The following is a 15544-nucleotide window of genomic DNA, read 5'->3' as shown; positions in this document are numbered from 1 at the left end:
ACCCTGAGTGTCACTCGTCCGGCCTACGGCGGGCCGAGTCCCCAGGATTGAGCGGACACTCAGGTACATGATCGGCGATACGGACCACTCTCCCCGGATGCACAACCAAGCGTGAGGTTCAGCCGTCTACTCCTGCGACCGGCGGCCTATCGCGCCGCCGAACGTGAAGGATGGACGCAGACGTGACCGACAGCGCTGGCACGCCGGCCGGCCCGGAGCACCCGGCCGAGGACAAACGGCAGGACGGGGCGCAGGAAGATTCCCGGGCCGCCGCCGCGCAGGACGAGGCGGACGGGACCGGACAGCCGGGCAGGGCCGACGGGAATCAAGAGCCGGGCACGGGGGACGGGGCGGGGACCGCGGGCCCGGACACCGGGGACAGCGGCCCCGGCGGTGCCCCGGGAAGCGGCGCCGCCGAGGACGGCGGCGTGCGGACCTGGGCCGACCGGCCCAAGGACGGCATCGCCGCCGGGCACCGGAGCCACTGGCTCCGCTGGACCGCACTCGCCGCCTCGTTCCTCGTGCTGATCGCCGCGGGAGCCGGCTGGTGGCTGTACAAGAAGCTCGACGGCAACATCAGGACCGACACGAGCGCCGCCGCCGAACTGAAGGCGTACGAGAAGGAACGCCCCACTCCGGTCGCTCAGGACGCCCAGAACATCCTGCTCATCGGGTCCGACAGCAGATCCGGCGACAACCGTGAGTACGGCCGCGACGACGGCGGCAGCCAGCGCTCCGACACCACGATCCTGCTGCACCTCGCGGCGGACCGGAAGAGCGCCACCGCGATGTCCGTCCCGCGTGACCTGATGGTGGAGATCCCGGGCTGCCGCACCGCGGACAAGAAGACCACCGGGGAGCAGTTCGCCCAGTTCAACTCGGCCTTCGAGCTCGGCGGCACGGCCTGCACGATCCGCACGGTGGAGCGGATGACCGGCATCCGCGTCGACCACCACATGGTCGTGGACTTCAACGGTTTCAAGGACATGGTCGACGCCGTGGACGGTGTCGAGATCTGCCTCAAGGAGCCGATCGACGACGCCGACGCGCACCTCAGGCTCCCCTCGGGGCGGCAGAAGCTGGACGGCGAGGAGGCGCTCGGATACGTACGGGTCCGCAAGTCCCTCGGCAACGGCAGCGACACCGAGCGGATGGACCGCCAGCAGCGATTCCTGGGCGCCCTGGTGAACAAGATGCAGAGCAACGGCGTCCTGCTCAACCCGACCCGCCTCTACCCGGTGCTGGACGCGGCGACCAAGTCGCTGACGACGGACCCGGGGCTGGACTCGCTGAGGGACCTGTACGACCTGGTGCGCGGCATGCGCAACGTACCGACGGACAAGGTGCAGTTCCTGACGGTCCCCCGGCAGCCGTACCGCCAGAACGCGAACCGGGACGAACTCGTCGAACCGGACGCCGGACGGCTGTTCAGGCAACTGCGCGAGGACCAGCCGGTCGCCGTGGTACCGGCCGATGAACTCAAGGAAAAGAACGAGGGCGTGGGCACCGGAGACGGTACGCGGGACGGGAAACCGGACGGCACGGGCTCGGGAAGCCCGACGCCCGAACCCACGTATTCGGGCTCGAATGCGGCCGACGACCTGTGTAAGCAGTAAAGCAATTCCCAAGTCACACACGGCAATCGACTCATAATGGGAAGAATGCCCGGTTGTAAGCGGCGTGGAATGTGTCACGCACGTCGCTGGACTCCGAACCGGGCGGATAGTGTGACGCGATCCGGTGCTTCCGGCCATTCGGTCGTGCACTGCTGGAGCGAAAGAACGAGCGCCTTGTCGGGGGAGGCGCCTCGCGTGGCACCGACGGAGGACTCAGGCAACCGTGGATGCGCAAAGCCGTGGGCGGGCGGACGAGATCGACCCCGCAGACCAGTGGGTACTCAACCCGCACACCGGCAACTACGAACTGCGACTGGACCGATCCGCAGAGGAGTCGTCCCGCGCACCAGGCGTGGCGGCCCCCCGCGGATCCGGCCGCGACAGCGGGTCCGGCCGCACCGCCTCCCCCTCCCCCGGCAGATCAGGACGCCCCGGACAGGACGCGGGCGACAGCCCCGACGCTGCGGACGCCCCGCGCCGTGAGGTGCCCGGACAGCGCAGCCGCCGTTCGGCACAGGGCCGCCGCGGTACGCCGGCCGCCGGCCCCGCACCCGCCGGCCGCCGCAAGCGCAAGCCCCCCAAGGCCCGCAAGAAGAAGGCGCTGCTGTGGACGGGCGGGGTGATGGCGTTCGTCGTCGTCGCCGGCTCGGCCGGGGCCTACGCCCTGTACCAGCACTTCAACGGGAACCTCAACACGATCGACGTGGGTGACGCGGGCAGCAAGAGCGTCACCGCCGACGGCCCGATGAACATCCTGATCATCGGCACCGACAAGCGCACCGGCAAGGGCAACGAGGGCTACGGCGACAAGGGCAGTACCGGCCATGCCGACACCAACATCCTCTTCCACGTCTCCGAGGACCGCACCAACGCCACGGCGATGAGCATCCCGCGCGACCTGAAGATCCCGATCCCGGACTGCGAGACGAAGCAGAAGGACGGCACGACCAAGGTCATCCAGGGCAGCGCGAACGACCGTTTCAACACGAGCCTCGGCCAGGAGGGCCGCGACCCGGGCTGCACCATGCGGACGGTGAAGCAGATCACCGGCATACAGGTCGACCACTTCATGATGGTCGACTTCAACGCGGTCAAGGAGCTGTCCACCGCGGTCGGCGGCGTCAAGGTCTGCATGGCCAAGCCGATCGACGACCCGAAGTCCCATCTGAAGCTGCCCAAGGGCGAGTCGACCGTGCAGGGCGAGGAAGCGCTCGCGCTGCTGCGCACCCGGCACAGCTTCGGCAACGAGAGCGACCTCGACCGGATCAAGGTGCAGCAGCAGTTCCTGGGCTCGATGATCCGGCAGATGAAGTCGGACGACACCCTGACCAGTGCCCCGAAGCTGTACAAGCTGGCCGACACGGCGACCAAGGCGCTCACGGTCGACTCCGGCATCGGCAGCGTGACGAAGCTGACGAGCCTCGCCCAGGAGATCGGCAAGGTCGACACGAAGAACATCACCTTCGTGACCCTGCCGGTGATCGACAACCCGGCCGAGCCGACCCCGATCACCGTCGTCCCGGCACCGGGGAAGGCCGAGCAGCTGTTCGCGATGATGCGCTCGGACACCTCGCTCACCGAGGTGAAGAAGAAGGAGAAGGCCGCCAAGAGCAAGCAGGCCAAGCTCCTCAAGGGTCCGAAGGCCGACGCGGCCGACGTACGCGTGGATGTCCTCAACGGCGGCGGCATCGCCGGCGCCGCGGGCGCCACCGTGACCTGGCTCCAGGTCGAGAAGGGCGTACTGAAGTCCACCAACAAGGCCAACGCCTCGAAGATCGACAAGACGACGCTGGCGTACGCGCCCAATCAGGCCGACCAGGCACGCACGCTCGCCGAAATGATGGGACTGCCCGCCACCGCGCTGAAGCAGGGCACCACCGACGCCGAAGGACTTGAGGCGATGGTGCTGACCCTGGGGGCGGACTTCAAGGGCGCGGGAACGCCCATCACCGGTCCGGCGAAGGCGCCGGCCGACATCCAGAGAGCAAGCGCCGACAAGGCGGAATGCGCCAAGTGACACCGGGTCACCGCGCTACAGCAAGAGACTGAGCAGCAGGGGGGATCCGGTGGGACGGAGCAGCACGCCCGGGGAGGGGACGCGACCACGCGTCCGGCAAGCCGATCAACTCGGCTGGGACGAGAGTCTCTACGAGGGTGACGGCGAGGGCGGTAGCGGGAGCGGGAGCAAGGAGAGGGGCCGAGGCCGGAACGCCGGCGGAGGCAACCATTCCGATTCGCCCGGGGGCGGGCACCGGCACGGCGGGCCCAACCGTCGCGGCCGACGCACGGCCAAACGCGGCAAACGGCGCATACTGCGCTGGGTCGCGTCCGTGCTCGCCCTGTTGATACTCGGTGCCGGTGGCGCCGGATACCTCTACTACGAGCACCTCAACGGCAACATCAAGAAGGAGGACCTGACCCTCGGCGACAAGAAGATGGCCGATCACAAGGCCAACGCCGCAGGTCAGACCCCGCTGAACATCCTGCTCATCGGCTCCGACGCGCGGGACTCCAAGGAGAACCAGAAGCTCGGCGGCGCGAAGGAGACCTTCGGCGCCCGGCCGCTCGCGGATGTGCAGATGCTGCTCCATCTCTCCGCGGACCGCAGCAATCTCTCGGTGGTCAGCATGCCGCGCGACACGATGCTGAAGATGCCCAAGTGCACCGACCCCAAGACGGACAAGGTGTATCCGGCCAGCACGGGCAACGTACAGACCAACGAGAGCCTGGGCCGCGGCGGCCCGGGCTGCACGGTGGCCACCTGGTACGAGCTCACCGGCATCACGATCGACCACTTCATGATGATCGACTTCGCGGGCGTGGTCTCGATGGCCGACGCGATCGGCGGGGTCCCCGTCTGTGTCGACGCCAACATCGAATCGCGCTCCAGCGACGGCAAGGGGTCCGGGCTGAAGCTGGAGAAGGGCACCACGCCCATCAAGGGCAAGCAGGCCCTCCAGTGGCTGCGCACCCGGTACGGCTTCGAGGACAACACCGACCTCGGCCGCGCCAAGGCCCAGCACCAGTACATGAACTCGATGGTCCGCGAGCTGCGCAAGGGCACCAAGCTGACCGACCCCACGAAGCTGATGAACCTCGCCGAGGCCGCCACCGACGCGCTGACGGTCGACAAGGGCCTCGACACGGTCAAGAAGCTGTACGACCTGGCCGAGGAGCTCAAGAAGGTCCCGACCAAGCGCATCACCATGTCGACCATGCCGAATGTGTACGGCACGGGCACGCTCAAGGGCCGGGTGTTCCCCAAGGCCGGTGAAGCCGAGCAGCTGTTCCGGATGGTGCGCGAGGACATCCCGCTGGACGGCAAGGCGTCCAAGCGCAAGGCGACGGTCACCAAGGACCCGTCCGCGCCGGTCGGCGAGATCGCGGTCAGCGTCCGCAACGCGACCCGCTCCGAGACCCTCGGTTCGGCCGGGGGGCGGGCCGCTGCGGTGGAGAAGATGCTGAAGGACGCCGGCTTCGCGAAGGCCACGGTCGACTGGCAGAACATGACCGGAGCGGCCCGGACCGGGATCCTGTTCCCGAGCGCCGATATGGAGGGCGATGCCCAGGCGGTCGCCAAGGCACTCGGCATCCCGGTCTCGCTGGTGAGGAAGTCGACCGATGTCTCGGGCATCTCGCTCGCGGTGGGAGCCGACTGGCGTGAGGACGGGGCCTACCCCGCGCCCAAGGGCCAGGAGAAGACCCCGGATTCGGCCGAGGCGCTCAACGGCGAGGAAGAGGCGTGCATGAAGGTCAACCCGAACTACATCTGGTCCTGACCGGCCGCGGCCGGACGGCCCGGCACCCGGCCGCCGCGACCGTACGAAGGGAGGGGCCCACCGCGAACGGTGGGCCCCTCCCTTCGTCGTACGTCGTTCGTCCTCCGGCGGCGCGGGGCCGGTCCGGCGTCAGACGGTCTGCCGGGGAGCCTCCGGGCGGCGGCTGGCGATGACCTTCCGCGCCAGGGAGCGCGGGCTGGTGAGGAAGCCGTACCCCCAGGACATGTGCATGGTGGCGAGGGCCACCGGGATCTGGGCACGGGCCTTCAGCGGCAGGCCCTTCCCCGCGGGCAGCGACCCGGCCGCGATGGCCGCGACGTAACCGGCCGGGACGACGAAGGCCCACGGGGTGACGGCGGCGCCCACCACGATGCCCGCCGCGATGGCGCAGACGGCGGTCGGCGGGGCCAGGTAGCGCAGGTTGATCGAGCCCGAGTGGTAGCGGGCGACGACATGGCGCCAACGGCCGTAGTCCTTGTACTGCTTGGCCAGCGCCCGCACGGAGGGGCGCGGGCGGTACTGGACCTTCAGCTCGGGCGAGAACCAGATCAGCCCGCCCGCCTCGCGGATGCGGAAGTTCAGCTCCCAGTCCTGGGCACGGATGAACTCCACGTTGTAGCCGCCCGCCCGCTCCAGGGCCTCGCGGCGGAAGACGCCCAGGTAGACCGTCTCGGCCGGGCCGGCCTGGCCGCCCGTGTGGAAGGCCGCGTTGCCGACACCGATCTTCGAGGTCATCGCGGCGGCGACGGCGTCCTCCCAGGCGTTCTCGCCCTCGGCGTGCATGATGCCGCCGACGTTCTGCGCCCCGGTCTCCTCCAGCAGCCGGACCGCCGTCGCGATGTAGTTCGGCGAGAGCATGCCGTGCCCGTCGACCCGTACCACGATCGGGTGACTGGAGGCCTCGATCGCGGCGTTGAGGGCGGCAGGGGTACGGCCGGTGGGATTGGGCACGGTGTGGACCCGGGGGTCCTCCGCGACGAGCTCCGCGGCGATCTCGTCGGTCCGGTCCGTGGAGGGGCCGAGCGCGATGACGATCTCCATCTCACCTGCGTACTCCTGCTCCAGGATGTGCCGGACCGAGTTCCTGAGATGGCGCTCCTCGTTGAGTACCGGCATGATCACGGAGACGGAGGGGTGCTGCGCGGCAGACATGTGGTCCTCGGGTGGTCCTCGGGGGCGCCAGGGGTTTCCCACCCCGCAAGGCGTCGTTATTCGGCCGCCACGTTACCGCGAATGGGGGACAGGGGCGCGCGCCGCCGGGTCATGGCCCGTTGTGCAGATCGTATGGGCCTACGGTGCGAACGGTCCCCCTTGCACCGCGGAGGTGTCCCCCCGTGCCCACGCCTCACCGACCGTCCCGACCACCGCGCCCCCGCGCCACTCCCCCGCAGCGCAGACCACCGCGGCACCCGGGTCCCCGCACCCGGAGCCGCAGGCAGGACGAGCGGCCCCGCTGGGGCATGCGGGTGGCCACCGGCCTCTCCGTGCTCGTGCTGGGCGCCGGGGGCATCGGCCATGCCATGGTCAGCAGCCTGGAGACAGGGATCAACCGCGTCGACCCGTTCAAGGACATGAAGAACCGCCCCGCCGGGGGCCACGGCATGAATCTGCTGCTGGTCGGGACCGACGGCCGCGACAGGATCACCAAGGACGAGAAGAAGAAGTACCGGCTGGGCGGCGCCCCCTGCCACTGCACCGACACGATCATGCTGGTGCATCTGTCGGCCGACAAGGAGCGGGCGAGCGTCGTCAGCCTCCCCCGCGACAGCTACGCCGAGGTCCCCGAGCACACCGACCGGAACACGGGCAAGCACCACGCCACCCACCCGGTGAAACTGAACGCGGCGTACGCGGAGGGCGGGCCGACCCTGACCGTGCGGACCGTCGAGCACATGACCGGCGTCAAGATCGACCACTATCTGGAGGTCGACTTCACCAGCTTCATGAAGACGGTCGACACCCTCGGCGGGGTGAAGATCTGCACGGCCGGACCGATGAAGGACTCGTACACCGGGCTCGATCTGGCGGCCGGCACCCATGAGCTGGACGGCGGCCAGGCCCTTCAGTACGTACGGTCCCGGCATATCGACGGGGCCTCCGACCTGGGCCGGATGCAGCGCCAGCAGAAGTTCATGGCGGCGCTGATCAAGCAGGCCACCAGCAGCGGGGTACTGCTGAACCCGGTGAGGTTCCAGCAGGTCTCCTCGTCCGTGCTCAGCTCGCTGCGGGCCGACAAGGAGTTCGGTACGGAGCAGATGCTGGCACTCGGCAAGGCGATGCGCGGCTTCAGCCCGGCGTCCTCCGAGTTCACCTCCGTACCGGTCGGGAACGTCAGCTTCCCCGTCCAGGGCATCGGCTCCACGGTGCAGTGGGACGCGAAGAAGTCGAAGAAGCTGTTCCGGGCGCTGCGCGACGACAAGCCGCTCGCCCCGCACAAGCCGGGCAGGCCACAGCTGCCGAAGGCGACACCGGTCGATGTGGCACCGCAGCAGATCCGGGTGCAGGTCTACAACGGGACCTTGAAGGACGGCCTCGGCAAGGAGGTGGACGCGGCACTGCGCGCCACCGGGTTCAACACCTCGGGCGCCCCGCTGAACGGGGAGCCGCGCGATCTGAAGCGGACGCTGGTGACGTACGACCCCCGGTGGGACCGGTCGGCGAAGTCCCTCGCCACCGCGCTGCCCGGGAGCGAACTGAGGGCGGTGAAGGGGCAGGGCGGCACGATGAAGGTGACGGCGGGCGCGGACTTCGGCACGGTGCAGCGGGTGCGGTCGGAGAACCCGGAGCAGGGGCAGTTCGGCACGGTGACGGGAGACCAGGTGGTCTGCCCGTGACCGTGCCCGCGGGGACCTCGGCGCCGACGCCGGTGCCGACGGTCGGCCCGTCCGGGACCGCTCCCGACGGTCCGACCGTCCGGGGCGGCCCGCCCGGGACCGCTCAGTCGTCGATGCCGTCGGCCACGCGCCGCTCGCGCAGTTCCTTGATCGCGCGGCGCCGGGCCAGCCGGTGCGTGCGCCGGATCTGGGCCTCCTGGTAGCGCCGCTTGTCGCGCTCCGTCTCCGGGATCACGTGCGGTACGGCGCGCGGCTTGCCGTCCCCGTCGACGGCGGCGAACACCAGATAGGCGCTGCCGACCTGCTGGGCGGGGGTCGACTCGTTCCAGCGCTCGGCCATCACGCGGACGCCGACCTCCATGGAGGAGCGGCCGGTCCAGTTCACCTGGGCACGCACATGGACGAGGTCACCGACGCGCACCGGCTCCAGGAAGACCATCTCGTCCATCGACGCGGTCACGGCCGGTCCCCCGGAGTGCCGGCCGGCCACGGCGCCCGCGGCGTCGTCGACCAGCTTCATGATCACGCCGCCGTGCACCGTACCCAGCAGGTTGGTGTCGTTTCCGGTCATGATGTGGCTGAGGGTGGTGCGGGAAGCGGCGGTCGGCTTGCCCGGAATCTCACCCTCCGGGTGCGGGGCCTGATCTGTCATGCCCTCCACCTTATGCGCGGTCTTGTGTCCCGCAGAATGCATCAGCTTGGCAACAGCACTGGACCGATTTCCCTTGCACCCTGTAATAACGATGCGCCCGGACGGCACACTGGTCGACATGAACGATTGGCCCGATCGACGGACCGGTGACCGCAGCAACCGCTACGGGCAGGGAAGTGCGAGCCCCCAGCCCGAAAGCGCCCGCGCGATGCCGCACATCCAGCGTCGACCGGCCCCGCCGCGGCCGCAGGTACCGCCGCAGGGCCAGGGGTACGACGACCGCTACGGCGGCCGCGAAGGTGATTCCGCCTACGACAGCGGTTACAGCACGGGCCAGGTCTACGGCGGCGGCTCCGGCCACAGCGGTGGCGGCGGCCGACGCGGGGGCGGTGGAGGCGACGGCGGCGGTTACGTCCAGGGCGGCCCCGCTCCCGACTGGCGCCGCCGGATCAAGGTGGGCGCGCTGGCCCTGGTGGTCGTCGTGCTCGCCGTCTCCATCTCCACCTACTTCTGGGCCGACTCCAAGCTCAAGCGCGAGGTCGACCTCTCCAAGGTCATCGAGCGGCCCGAGGGCGGCGACGGCACGAACTACCTGATCGTCGGCTCCGACAGCCGGGCCGGCATGACGGCCGAGGACAAGAAGAAGCTCCACACCGGTTCCGCCGAGGGCAAGCGGACCGACTCGATGATGATCCTGCACGACGGATCCAACGGCCCGACGCTGGTCTCCCTGCCGCGCGACTCGAATGTCGAGATCCCCTCGTTCGTGGGCTCGGAGTCGGGCAAGAAGTACGAGGGCCGGGGCCGGACCGTCAAGCTGAACGCGGCGTACGCCGAGGACGGCCCCGAACTGCTGGTCCGGACCGTCGAGTTCAACACCGGGCTGCGCATCGACCACTACGTCGAGATCGGCTTCGGCGGCTTCGCCCAGATCGTGGACGCGATCGGCGGGGTGGAGCTGGACATCCCCAAGGCGTTCAAGGACAAGAAGTCCGGCGCCGACTTCCAGGCGGGCAAGCAGACGCTGAACGGCGAGCAGTCCCTCGCCTTCGTCCGTACCCGGTACGCGTTCGCGGGCAGCGACCTCGACCGTACGAAGAACCAGCAGAAGTTCCTCGCGGCGCTGGCGAGCCAGACGGCGACGGCGTCCACGATCCTCAACCCGTTCAAGCTGTACCCGACGATGGGCGCGGGCCTGGACACCCTGATCGTGGACAAGGACATGTCGCTCTGGTCGCTGAGCCAGATGTTCTTCGCCATGAAGGGCGTCACGGGCGGCGACGGCACGTCGATGAACATGCCGATCTCGGGCAGCGTCGGCGGGAACCTGGTCTGGGACAAGGAAAAGGTCAAGCAGCTCGTCCAGCAGCTCAAGAACGACGAGAAGGTCACCGTCACCGGAAACTGACGGCAGGTAGCGCGTACGGCCCCCGGCATCATGCCGGGGGCCGTACTTCTTGTGCGGTCCAGACGCGGTCCGGGGCCGGCTCCGAGCCCGGATCCGGAACCCCGCTACGGCAGGTTGCGGGCCATGACGATGCGCTGGACCTGATTCGTGCCTTCATAAATCTGCGTGATCTTCGCGTCGCGCATCATCCGCTCCACCGGGTAGTCCCGCGTGTAGCCGTAGCCGCCGAGCAGCTGGACCGCGTCCGTGGTGACCTCCATCGCCACGTCGGAGGCGAAGCACTTGGCCGCGGCGCCGAAGAAGGTGAGGTCGCCGTCGAGGCGCTCGGACTTGGCGGCTGCCGCGTAGGTGAGCTGGCGGGCGGCCTCCAGCTTCATCGCCATGTCGGCCAGCATGAACTGGATGCCCTGGAAGTCGGCGATCGGCTTGCCGAACTGCTTGCGCTCCTGGACGTAGCCCTTGGCGTAGTCCAGGGCGCCCTGGGCGATGCCGATGGCCTGGGCCGCGATCGTGATGCGGGTGTGGTCCAGGGTCTTCATCGCGGTGGCGAAGCCGGTGCCCTCCTCGCCGATCATGCGGTCGGCGGGGATACGGACGTTGTCGAGGTAGACCTCGCGGGTCGGGGAGCCCTTGATACCGAGCTTCTTCTCCGGGGCGCCGAAGGAGACACCCTCGTCCGACTTCTCGACGACGAACGCCGAGATGCCCTTGGAGCGCTTGGTCGGGTCGGTGACGGCCATGACCGTGTAGTACTCGGAGACGCCCGCGTTGGTGATCCAGCGCTTCACCCCGTTGAGGACCCAGAAGTCACCGTCGCGGACGGCCTTGGTCTTCATGCCCGCCGCGTCCGATCCTGCGTCCGGCTCGGAGAGCGCGTACGAGAACATCGCGTCGCCCTTGGCGAGCGGGCCCAGGTACTTCTTCTTCAGCGCCTCGGACCCGGAGAGGATCACCGGGAGCGAGCCCAGCTTGTTCACGGCGGGGATGAGGGAGGAGGACGCGCAGGCGCGGGCCACCTCCTCGATCACGATGACCGTGGCCAGTGCGTCGGCACCCGCGCCGCCGTACTCCTCCGGGACGTGGACGGCGTGCAGGTCCGAGGCGACCAGGGCGTCCAGTGCCTCCTGCGGGAAGCGGCCCTCCTCGTCCACCGCGGCGGCGAACGGAGCGATCTTCGCCTCGGCGAGGGAACGGATCGTCTCGCGGAGCATGTCGTGCTCCTCCGCCGGACGGTACAGGTCGAAATCGGTCGAACCCGCCAAGACGCTCACTCCCCAGGGTGCTAACTACCGTTAAGTAACCCAATTTTAGTGGCCCGGCCGCGCGATGGCCTACGAGAACGGCGAGTGAGCTTCGCGACAGGGGTGGGGCATAAGGGGCACCCAGGGCAAATAGAGAGGGAAATTCCCGTGACGGGGGGCCCGACTATGCTCGGCTCCGCACGTCCGTCCGCATCTTCCAGGAGCACTCCATGGCCCTCAGGATCACCGTGATCGGCACCGGCTACCTCGGCGCCACCCATGCCGCGGCCATGGCGGAGCTGGGCTTCGAAGTCCTCGGGCTGGACGTCGTGCCGGAGAAGATCGCGCTGCTCTCGGCCGGCAGAGTGCCGATGTACGAACCGGGGCTGGAGGAGATCCTCCAGAAGCATGTCGAGGGCATCGAGGGCTCCACCGGCCGGCTGCGGTTCACCACCTCCTGGGAGGAGGTGGGCGCCTTCGGCGACGTCCACTTCGTCTGTGTGAACACACCGCAGAAGCACGGCGAGTACGCCTGCGACATGAGCTACGTGGACAGCGCCTTCGAGTCGCTCGCACCGCACCTCACCCGGCCCGCCCTCGTCGTCGGGAAGTCGACCGTGCCCGTGGGCTCCGCCGCCCGGCTGGCGGCCCGGCTCGCGGAGCTGGCGCCCGCGGGCGAGGCCGCCGAGCTGGCCTGGAACCCGGAGTTCCTGCGCGAGGGCTTCGCCGTGCGGGACACCCTGCACCCGGACCGGCTCGTCGTCGGCGTGGCGAGCGAGGGGGCCGAGAAGCTGCTGCGCGAGGTGTACGCGACGCCGATCGCCGAGGGGTCGCCGTTCGTGGTGACCGACTTCCCGACCGCCGAGCTGGTGAAGACCTCCGCCAACTCGTTCCTCGCGACCAAGATCTCGTTCATCAACGCCATGGCCGAGGTCTGCGAGGCCGCCGACGGCGATGTGGTGAAGCTGGCCGAGGCCATCGGGCACGACGAGCGGATCGGGAAGAAGTTCCTGCGGGCCGGGATCGGCTTCGGGGGCGGCTGCCTGCCCAAGGACATCCGGGCGTTCATGGCGCGCGCCGGTGAGCTGGGCGCGGACCAGGCGCTGACCTTCCTCCGCGAGGTCGACTCCATCAACATGCGGCGCCGCGGCCACATGGTGGAGCTCGCCCGGGAGGCCGTGGGCGGCAGTTCCTTCCTGGGCAGGCGGGTGGCGGTGCTGGGCGCGACGTTCAAGCCGGACTCCGACGACGTACGGGACTCGCCCGCCCTGAACGTGGCCGGTCAGATCCACCTCCAGGGCGGCCAGGTCACGGTCTTCGACCCGAAGGGCATGGACAACGCCCGGCGGCTGTTCCCGACGCTCGGCTACGCGGACTCGGCGCTGGACGCCGTGCGCGGCGCGGATGTGGTGCTGCACCTCACGGAGTGGCGCGAGTTCCGTGAGCTGGACCCGGCGGCGCTGGGCGAGGCCGTGTCCCACCGGATCATCCTGGACGGCCGCAATGCGCTGGACGGCTCGGTGTGGCGCGAGGCCGGCTGGACGTACCGGGCGATGGGCCGCCCGAAGGCCTGAGGACGCCGCGGGCCGGGCTCTTCCGGCCGGAGTGACGGGCCACGGCCCGCCCGGCCGCGCCCGTCACCCCGGCGGGCGCCCGGCGGCGGGTGCCCGACGGCACAGCGCGCGGTTGCCCTCAGCCGCGCCTGGCCCGGTACGCACGCATCTTGGCGCGGGCGCCGCACACGGACATGGAGCACCAGCGGCGCCGCCCCGCCGGGCTGCGGTCGTAGTAGGCCCAGCGGCAGCTCTCCGCCTCGCAGGCCTTGAGCCTCGGCCAGGTCCCGTCGGCCGCCGCGGCGGCGATGACCTCGGCGACCCGTGCGGTGAGGGCCGCGGTGCCGGTGGCCCCGGCGGCGGCGGTGACGGGCCGGAGCGACGCCGCGCCCGCCGCGTCCACCGATACGCGCAGCGGCGCGGCGGCCAGCAGTTCGTCGAGCGGGGGCGGCGCCGGGGCGCCCGCGGGGGTCCGGTGGCCCGCGTGGGCCAGACAGGCGGCGCGCAGCGCCTCGCGGAGGTCGCGGGCGCCGGGCACCCCGTCCGCGGTGAGGCCGAACGCCGCGCGGCCGTCCGCCGTGTCCAGGGCATCCGCACCGGTCTCGATGTCCAGCGTGTTCACCAGGTCCTCGATCAGTACGAGTGCTCCGGGTGCGGCGGCCCTCTCATTCATGGTTGCGACGTTACCTCCGATACGGGAGCATGGGGTAACGGTTACCCCATGCCCCGGGTATACAGGTAACCGTGTCGACGCTCGGTTCCGACCCTGGAGGAGACGCATCATGGCCATCGCCACCTTGGGCACCGTCGTACTGGACTGCCCCGATCCCGTCGCACTCGCCGGTTTCTACGCCGCCGTGCTGGGCGGCACCGTCGAGAGGGCCGAGGACTACGGGGACAGCTGGGTGGAGCTCTCCGGGGGCACGGGCACTCCGCTCGCGTTCCAGGCCGCGCCCGGCTTCGTACCGCCGAGCTGGCCACGCGCGGACGGCTCCCAGCAGTTCCACCTGGACCTGACGGTGCCGGATCTGGACACGGCGGAGAGCGAGGTGCTCGCGCTGGGTGCGCGGGTGCTGGACGCGGCGGACCGGGAGCGGTCGTTCCGGGTCTACGCGGACCCCGCCGGTCACCCGTTCTGTCTCTGCGCGGGCTGACGGCCGGACGGTTCGGCCGCTCGGCCGCCTGACGGCCGTCGCCTGACGGCCGGCCGCCATACGTGTGCGGGGACCGGGTCCGGCCCGGACCCGGTCCCCGCGACAACGGGTCAGACGACCGGACCGTCCAGCACGTCGATCGTGGCGTGCGACGGGCCGCGGCGGGTCTGGATGTCCCGGGCGACGGCCTCCGCGTCCCGCAGCACCCGTACGGCGTTCCGCCAGGTCAGCTTGGCCAGGTCGGTCTCCGACCAGCCTCGGGCGAGGAGTTCGGCGATCAGGCGCGGGTAGCCGGAGACATCCTCCAGACCCCGCGGGAGGAACGCCGTGCCGTCGAAGTCGCCGCCGATGCCGATGTGGTCGATACCGGCGACCGCGCGCATGTGGTCGAGGTGGTCGGCGATGGTCGCCACGGTGGCCACCGGGCGGGGGTAGGCCGCCTCGAAGTCCTCGTGGACACGCATGGCCTGCGGGGTGGTGTCCAAGTGGTGCAGGCCGTGCTCACGCATGTTCCGGTCGGCGGCCAGCGTCCAGGCACCGGCCGCGGGCAGCACGAACTTCGGGACGAACGTCGCCATCGCGACACCGCCGTTGGCCCGCAGCGCGCCCAGCACGTCGTCCGGGATGTTGCGCGGGTGGTCGCAGACCGCACGGGCGGAGGAGTGCGAGAAGATCACCGGCGCGGTGCTGGTGGCGAGCGCGTCCCGCATCGTGGTGGCCGCGACATGGGAGAGGTCGACCAGCATGCCGATGCGGTTCATCTCCCGTACGACCTCGCGGCCGAACTTCGAGAGGCCACCGAGGCGCGGGGAGTCGGTCGCCGAGTCCGCCCAGTCGATGTTGTCGTTGTGGGTCAGCGTCATGTAGCGGACGCCGAGCCGGTACAGGCCGCGCAGGGTGCCCAGCGAGTTGTTGATGGAGTGGCCGCCCTCGGCACCCATCAGGGAGGCGATCCGGCCCTCGGAGCGGGCGCGCTCCATGTCGTCGGCGCTCCGCGCACGCCGCAGGTACTGGGGGTGGCGGGCCAGCAGCTCGACGACCACGTCGATCTGTTCGAGGGTGGCACTGACGGCTTCGTCGCCACGCATGTCCGAACGCACGTAGACCGACCAGAACTGCGCGCCGACGCCGCCGGCCCGCAGCCGGGGGATGTCGGTGTGCAGGAGGCCGGTCTGATCAGTGGCGATGTCGCGTGCGTCGAGGTCGTAGCCGACCTGTTCGCGCAGCGCCCACGGCAGGTCGTTGTGGCCGTCGACGACGGGGTGGGCGGCGAGGAGCTCCCGGGCCCGGTCCAGGTGGTCCACCGG

At 70.1% G+C, this 15544-nt stretch carries 12 protein-coding genes; 7 read left to right on the top strand and 5 right to left on the bottom strand.

Going from position 1 to position 15544, the window contains the following annotated elements; translation table 11 throughout:
* The first annotated feature begins 170 nt into the window (after window positions 1-170).
* From ACIGJO_RS24100 to ACIGJO_RS24090, 3 genes are all read left to right on the top strand, one after another.
* Entirely contained in the window at window positions 171-1616 is a 1446-nt protein-coding gene (locus ACIGJO_RS24100) for an LCP family protein (protein ID WP_399961208.1), read from the top strand.
* 223 nt (window positions 1617-1839) lie between these two features.
* Complete coding sequence (locus ACIGJO_RS24095) at window positions 1840-3633, top strand: LCP family protein (RefSeq protein ID WP_399961206.1); 1794 nt, start codon at window positions 1840-1842, stop codon at window positions 3631-3633.
* Between the two features lie 49 nt (window positions 3634-3682).
* A complete protein-coding gene (locus ACIGJO_RS24090) occupies window positions 3683-5395 on the top strand; it encodes an LCP family protein (RefSeq protein ID WP_399961204.1) in 1713 nt (570 codons plus the stop codon).
* A 129-nt stretch (window positions 5396-5524) separates the two neighbouring features.
* Here the strand turns inward: ACIGJO_RS24090 and ACIGJO_RS24085 are convergent, their stop codons facing one another.
* Window positions 5525-6547 carry a glycosyltransferase family 2 protein gene (locus ACIGJO_RS24085; RefSeq protein WP_399961202.1) on the bottom strand — a complete coding sequence of 341 codons (1023 nt, stop codon included), beginning with the start codon at window positions 6545-6547 and terminating at the stop codon, window positions 5525-5527.
* A 308-nt stretch (window positions 6548-6855) separates the two neighbouring features.
* Between ACIGJO_RS24085 and ACIGJO_RS24080 the strand changes: the two genes are divergently transcribed.
* Entirely contained in the window at window positions 6856-8229 is a 1374-nt protein-coding gene (locus ACIGJO_RS24080) for an LCP family protein (RefSeq protein ID WP_399961199.1), read from the top strand.
* Window positions 8230-8332: 103 nt separating this feature from the next.
* Here ACIGJO_RS24080 and ACIGJO_RS24075 read toward each other — a convergent pair whose 3' ends face one another.
* A complete protein-coding gene (locus ACIGJO_RS24075) occupies window positions 8333-8881 on the bottom strand; it encodes an acyl-CoA thioesterase (protein WP_399961197.1) in 549 nt (182 codons plus the stop codon).
* Window positions 8882-8999: 118 nt separating this feature from the next.
* On the opposite strand from ACIGJO_RS24075, the gene ACIGJO_RS24070 reads away from it, so the two are divergent.
* On the top strand, window positions 9000-10289 hold the full coding sequence (locus tag ACIGJO_RS24070; protein WP_399961195.1) for an LCP family protein: 1290 nt from the start codon (window positions 9000-9002) through the stop codon (window positions 10287-10289).
* A 104-nt stretch (window positions 10290-10393) separates the two neighbouring features.
* Here the strand turns inward: ACIGJO_RS24070 and ACIGJO_RS24065 are convergent, their stop codons facing one another.
* Window positions 10394-11551 carry an acyl-CoA dehydrogenase family protein gene (locus ACIGJO_RS24065; RefSeq protein WP_329943923.1) on the bottom strand — a complete coding sequence of 386 codons (1158 nt, stop codon included), beginning with the start codon at window positions 11549-11551 and terminating at the stop codon, window positions 10394-10396.
* A 209-nt stretch (window positions 11552-11760) separates the two neighbouring features.
* On the opposite strand from ACIGJO_RS24065, the gene ACIGJO_RS24060 reads away from it, so the two are divergent.
* Window positions 11761-13104: a UDP-glucose dehydrogenase family protein gene (locus ACIGJO_RS24060; RefSeq protein WP_399961193.1), complete on the top strand. Its 1344-nt coding sequence runs from the start codon at window positions 11761-11763 to the stop codon at window positions 13102-13104.
* A gap of 118 nt (window positions 13105-13222) precedes the next feature.
* Here the strand turns inward: ACIGJO_RS24060 and ACIGJO_RS24055 are convergent, their stop codons facing one another.
* Window positions 13223-13756, bottom strand: a complete 534-nt coding sequence (locus tag ACIGJO_RS24055; protein ID WP_399961191.1) for a CGNR zinc finger domain-containing protein — start codon at window positions 13754-13756, stop codon at window positions 13223-13225.
* 109 nt (window positions 13757-13865) lie between these two features.
* Between ACIGJO_RS24055 and ACIGJO_RS24050 the strand changes: the two genes are divergently transcribed.
* A complete protein-coding gene (locus tag ACIGJO_RS24050) occupies window positions 13866-14237 on the top strand; it encodes a VOC family protein (RefSeq protein ID WP_399961189.1) in 372 nt (123 codons plus the stop codon).
* 110 nt (window positions 14238-14347) lie between these two features.
* Here ACIGJO_RS24050 and ACIGJO_RS24045 read toward each other — a convergent pair whose 3' ends face one another.
* On the bottom strand, window positions 14348-15541 hold the full coding sequence (locus tag ACIGJO_RS24045) for a dipeptidase (protein WP_399961187.1): 1194 nt from the start codon (window positions 15539-15541) through the stop codon (window positions 14348-14350).
* Window positions 15542-15544 lie beyond the last annotated feature (3 nt).

This window comes from Streptomyces sp. NPDC079020, from assembly GCF_044542225.1.
Taxonomy (GTDB): Bacteria; Actinomycetota; Actinomycetes; order Streptomycetales; family Streptomycetaceae; genus Streptomyces.
The sequence above is the reverse complement of the archived record's forward strand: the minus strand, read 5'-3'. Positions and strand labels throughout refer to the sequence as shown.

Excerpts from the sequence above, each read along its gene's own strand:
- ACIGJO_RS24100 (WP_399961208.1), top strand. The coding sequence starts at position 171 with ATGGACGCAGACGTGACCGACAGCGCTGGCACGCCGGCCGGCCCGGAG.
- ACIGJO_RS24085 (WP_399961202.1), bottom strand. The coding sequence starts at position 6,547 with ATGTCTGCCGCGCAGCACCCCTCCGTCTCCGTGATCATGCCGGTACTC.
- ACIGJO_RS24080 (WP_399961199.1), top strand. The coding sequence starts at position 6,856 with ATGCGGGTGGCCACCGGCCTCTCCGTGCTCGTGCTGGGCGCCGGGGGC.
- ACIGJO_RS24075 (WP_399961197.1), bottom strand. The coding sequence starts at position 8,881 with ATGACAGATCAGGCCCCGCACCCGGAGGGTGAGATTCCGGGCAAGCCG.
- ACIGJO_RS24070 (WP_399961195.1), top strand. The coding sequence starts at position 9,000 with ATGAACGATTGGCCCGATCGACGGACCGGTGACCGCAGCAACCGCTAC.
- ACIGJO_RS24060 (WP_399961193.1), top strand. The coding sequence starts at position 11,761 with ATGGCCCTCAGGATCACCGTGATCGGCACCGGCTACCTCGGCGCCACC.
- ACIGJO_RS24055 (WP_399961191.1), bottom strand. The coding sequence starts at position 13,756 with ATGAATGAGAGGGCCGCCGCACCCGGAGCACTCGTACTGATCGAGGAC.
- ACIGJO_RS24050 (WP_399961189.1), top strand. The coding sequence starts at position 13,866 with ATGGCCATCGCCACCTTGGGCACCGTCGTACTGGACTGCCCCGATCCC.